General features: G+C 54.1%; 5 protein-coding genes. 2 read left to right on the forward strand and 3 right to left on the reverse strand.

Features of this window, described 5'->3' with window-relative positions:
- Both GXX57_01445 and GXX57_01450 read right to left on the reverse strand, forming a co-directional pair.
- Positions 1 to 174: hypothetical protein (locus GXX57_01445; protein ID HHV43318.1), on the reverse strand; the 174-nt coding region annotated here is incomplete at its 3' end.
- A 326-nt stretch (positions 175 to 500) separates the two neighbouring features.
- On the reverse strand, positions 501 to 1,490 hold the full coding sequence (locus GXX57_01450) for a LacI family transcriptional regulator (protein HHV43319.1): 990 nt from the start codon (positions 1,488 to 1,490) through the stop codon (positions 501 to 503).
- A 478-nt stretch (positions 1,491 to 1,968) separates the two neighbouring features.
- Here GXX57_01450 and GXX57_01455 point away from each other — a divergent pair, with 478 nt between their 5' ends.
- Both GXX57_01455 and GXX57_01460 read left to right on the forward strand, forming a co-directional pair.
- Positions 1,969 to 2,112, forward strand: a complete 144-nt coding sequence (locus GXX57_01455; protein HHV43320.1) for a hypothetical protein — start codon at positions 1,969 to 1,971, stop codon at positions 2,110 to 2,112.
- Positions 2,113 to 2,373: 261 nt separating this feature from the next.
- Entirely contained in the window at positions 2,374 to 2,589 is a 216-nt protein-coding gene (locus GXX57_01460; GenBank protein HHV43321.1) for a hypothetical protein, read from the forward strand.
- Between the two features lie 16 nt (positions 2,590 to 2,605).
- On the opposite strand, the gene GXX57_01465 is transcribed toward GXX57_01460, so the two are convergent.
- Positions 2,606 to 3,853 (reverse strand): MFS transporter, encoded by a 1,248-nt coding sequence (locus tag GXX57_01465; protein HHV43322.1) that lies wholly within the window; start codon positions 3,851 to 3,853, stop codon positions 2,606 to 2,608.
- Between the last annotated feature and the right edge of the window lie 1,014 nt (positions 3,854 to 4,867).

The raw sequence follows: 4,867 nt of genomic DNA on the forward strand, positions 1-4,867 counted from the left end.
CAGGACAATCTTGATGTCGGGATTCAATGCCTCATATTCCCGCGCGTACTCTTCCAAAGTAGGATTGGTACCAATGGCAAACTTCAACACCGTCTGTGCATTGACCGGTACCATCACTGCCATGACAAGGACAAGACTCCAGATAACGCTTCCCACAAAACGTCTAATTGTCATGCCGATCTCTCCTTCTTCCAAGCTTGTTTCTATCGGGACCTTTTTCACCGGTTAAGCCCTTTTCCTCGGCATGGTCCCGATCCGTCGATACTGAAAGAGACTTCTACCATACCACGGCCACTGGATGCAAACTGCAGATACTATTAGTCACACTCATCGGAACCTTTCGGGATTTGTGTAAATACCTCCTTCTTGTATTGTTTTGGGAAAATCTATGTTCTACTGAAACAGGACAACCTTAGAGTAACAACCCAACACAAGTCTCCTGGTCAAAGGCCCCCGTACACCCCCAGGCAAAGACCCCAACCATGGGACCCTAGCGGTTTTCATCGGGCTACTACCGATTTGCGCACCACCAACTCCGGAGGAAATACCTCGTGCTTCCAGGGGCTGTCGGGTTCTTCCAGCAGCTGGTTCACCACCTCAATGGCCCGGTAACCCATTTGGAAGGCTGGCTGCCGGATGGTAGTCAAATTCAAAAGCTCCGCAATCTCAAGATCATCGTAGCCCACGATGGAAAAATCCGGGCCTATGGTCAGATCGTGGCGGGGCAGGAAGTCCATAATGATCCCCACCGCCTGCACATCACTGGTGATCACCGCCGTCGGCGGCGCTTCCCTAGTGGTCAACCAGATCTCTTCCATCAGCCGAAAACCGGCAGAGCGTTCCCAGTCGCCGAAACGCACTAAGGTTTCATCAAAGGGTAAACCCGCTTCCACCAGGGCCTTTTTGTATCCAACATAGCGATCGTTGCTGTGCCAATTGTCCGCAGGACCACCAATATAAGCAATTCTTTTGTGTCCGGATTCGATCAGATGTTTGGCGGCCAGATATCCGCCCGCCACATCGTCTACAGTAAGGGAGGGAATTTCATCGTGATAATCATCCACCAGGACCATGGGGATGTTTGCCTGCTGGAAACACTGAACAATCCGTGGGCTCGGTACACGGTTTACAAAGACCATGGCATCTACTTTCCGTTCACCGGCCAGGTTTTCCAAGTAATCGCTGTCCGCCTGCTGTTGGGGCACATCGTACAGTACCAGGATCTTGCCTGTGCCCCCTAGGCACTGCTGCATGCCGGCAAACCTTTCCCGAAAGATGTGTCTGCCCACTGGGGCCACCACCCCAATGGCATCGGTCCGGCGCCGGGCCAGATTCCGCGCCAAGGCATGGGGCTGATAACCAATCTCCTCTATGGCCTTCATGACCTTCTCTCGCGTGCGCTCACTAACCCGGGGATCGTTGTTGATTACCCGGGACACGGTGGAGATAGCCACACCGGCATGTCTTGCCACGTCGTAGATAGTCGCCATGTGTAAACGCTCCCTGTACCGGCTTCATCTTCTAGAAAAGCGCTTCCACAAGAATAGTACCACACCCTTCCCAGGATTGTCAACAATGGGGAAATGTGGGACCCGGGCGGGTCTGACGACCGCCTAAAGCTACGGGATGTTCCTCACGTACCCGAAACCATGGCCGTGGGTTCAGGGGTAAATCAGTTGAGTAAAGAAAGACAGTCTTTGGTGATACTCCAAGGGCCCTTTCGGCTAGGTCCCAAGCCACCTACATCAAGAGGAGCTCAGGCCAAACGGCAATTGCGCTTTTTGGCAAGAATCTCCCCTAGGAGCTTCGCCACACCGAGTATTGGGAAAAGATATGAGGTATTCCATGAATCTGGGACCGAGCATGCCCATCCGCGCTTAACCGGGAAGCCTCAGGAAAACTTCCCTACAAATTGCCAAGTACCTAGCACCGAAGCTCAGCACTGGCTTACTGGCGAAAGAACTGGGAGTGTTCCGGCCGCGACGGGGCGCGTATGCCCAAAGACTAGACGATACAGACTTTGTGGAATTCCGCAATGCATACATCAGGGAACTGAGTACAGATAACCGCCAATTGGAACAGGAACGGCCTCTTCCCAAAGCTAGCCGATGAATGGCGAAATGATCTAAATCACCATGGATCACCTTCAGGCCAATGTAGATCCTGTAGAGATGCCTGAGTAATCACCTGGTGCGGCATTGGTCACTCCCGGCCCTTGGCCATCATGAGCAACCAACCGTTGACGGCCGCAGCCAGCCACTGCCTGGTCAGCACAGAACTAGACAGACTCGCCAGTACTACGCCGATTACCGGGGCCCTGGATACGATGGTGGTCATCTTCCACCGGGTGGTTGACAACAGATCCCAGAAAACTTGGCCCCTTGCCCGGAGCGCGGGGCCAAGATCATCGGCACCACCGGACAACCGGATTCCCCAATCGGCCTTTTCGCCGATATTGTCCTACTGGCCTTTTCCCGGGAGAAAACCATCAACAACAGGTCCCAAGTTCTTTACAGCCCCAAGGAGTTGCTAGTGGATATGTTGGTCTTTGCAGTAATCGAACAGCCAGGTCTTCCGCCCGTCTTCTGAGGAAAATAGTGGACAACTAGTTTACACTGGCTTTCCCTTCACCCATGCTCACCAGGCTCTCTTTCCGCCGGTGGATCAACAGGATCCCCACTCCGGCCAGGAGTAAAGCCCCTACCCAAAGTGCCGGAACCGCTGTCCATTGATAGCGTTCAGAGACAATTCCTGTAATGATCCCCGACAACCCCGCCCCTAGATAGACCACGAAATCAATGAAACCGGCCGCGGTGGAAGGCATGGGACACTCTTGGGGGATCACCGAGGTCAAAATGGAAGTCGCTCCGTACATAAACATGCTACACAGGGCCAATAGGACCCCAAAGACCACCATATTCCCTCCCTGGGTCGCCCAAAGGAGAAAACCGATGAGGGTACCGCAGGTATAAAGGGCCGTTAAGGCACCGCGACTGGCGATCTTGGCCACAAAGAATCTTGCTAACAGCAGCCCACATAGATTCAAGCTGCTTACAATCACCGCCAAGACCAAGGTCTGGCTAGCACTAATACCGAAGACCTCCCTCAACAAGGTGGGCATCCAAAGATTGATCCCTTCCCGTACAAACCCCACGAACACGCCCACCAAAGCATAGCGAGCCAAGGGAGTAGATCGCAGCAAGGCCACATAGGAACCAGCCTCATTCTGGGAAGGGAGACCACCGGGGGCCTTCACACCCACCTCCTCAGGCGTGCGCTGACCTAGATACCAAACAAAGGCATAGATAAACAACAAACCTCCAGGGATCAGAAACAGGGGCCGCCAACCGATCCGGGGCGCCAACTGACCTAGACCACCCCAAATGATGGCGTAACCCAACATGGCTGAGGAAAATACCCCCAGGGCCCGCCCCGCCCTTTGCAACGGGGCATGCCACAGGGCCAAGGTACGCATCAAGGGACCCCATAGGATAGACTGCAGAAAACCATTCAAGGCCCAAAGGGCCAACATAAACACCAAGGAGCTTTGCAGGCCAAAAAGAAGATTCGCCACCGCAGAACCCAACAGGCCCACAAAGACAAAGGTCCGTCCCGGGAACCGATCCCCCAACCGTCCATTAATCAACTGTCCAAAGGCATAGATCCAAAAAAAGCAACTGCCCACAAGGCCCAGGCTACTTTTGTCAAAACCTTGAGCCTGGAGAAAGGGCATGGCCACCGACAAATTCATCCGGCCAAGATAGGCGATCCCGTAGGCCCCGAAACATAAAAGAAAGATCCGGCGCTGCCACTGGGGGAGCCGCTGATCCGCAGAGTGCATCAAGGTCACCACCATTTAGCATTGAAAGAACCCTTCACAGTATCGCCAGCGGTGGGCGATCCTGTACATTCATATCAATTCTAGAGGAGTAAACCCTGCCAAGTCAAGGAAATAACGCAAAAATCTGCCTGGGACTTCAATACCACCTAGTCAAGACTGTAGATCTTAGCTAAAGTGGGACTGGGGCTGGGACAGAGTGGGAATAGGGTTGGGGTTTCCCTCCGGTGGCATAATGCCCACCAGTATGTTTATGCCAGCAATTAGAAAAAGGGGTTTACGGAGGGTAAGATCATTGGTCAATCTTTAGCCCTGTTCCCACCGTGAAAGCCCCGAGTCCTGTTCTCCACCGCCCTGCTTCGGGCATCGAACTCCACCGCAAAGGCTCCCCGACTCAGGTGGCGTGGCGGAGGGGACTGGTCCACCAGGGCCTGCTAGTTACCGAGTGCCAAACCGGAAAGATGCTGCGGTCAAAAGCCCCTCCGCTGATGAAGTCTGCATCAAAGGATTATCGTACCGTCCTCAGGATCCCAACTGTCTAGCAACTCCTTGGAGGGTCAAAGTCACCCCCCCGCCAGGATCCCTCAGGGCCAAAGAGCAAACTCTCCCCCAAGCCGACTGAGGCAGTGGTTGTTATCTCCCATGGACCAAAGTATCTCGGGAAAAGATGAGAGTATAACTCGGATCGCCACTTGCCTCCTCCATCACCACGGGTACGTATCACCCCGATGACCCGCGACTACCCCTTCTACACTCATGCCCCGCAGGGCGGTTCCGGGACAAACCGCCCCTGCACATCGGATCGCCATCGAATGCCCGTCCTGGGCAAACCACCATCGTTCCTGCCTTCACCGGAAAGACAGAACTCATCCGACCCCGGAAACCAGTTCTCTTAAGTAGGCACTCCTGGCTAGGATGAAGTACAGTGTCTGGGGGATGAGGAAAAGTATTGCTACTACTGCTCCATAATGCCATGCCGAAGCCCCAAGCATCACGGAAAAGGAGTCCATCGCAAAGGTCTGGTGGACC

It is taken from the genome of Bacillota bacterium (assembly GCA_012839765.1).
Taxonomy (GTDB): Bacteria; Bacillota; Limnochordia; order DUMW01; family DUMW01; genus DUMW01.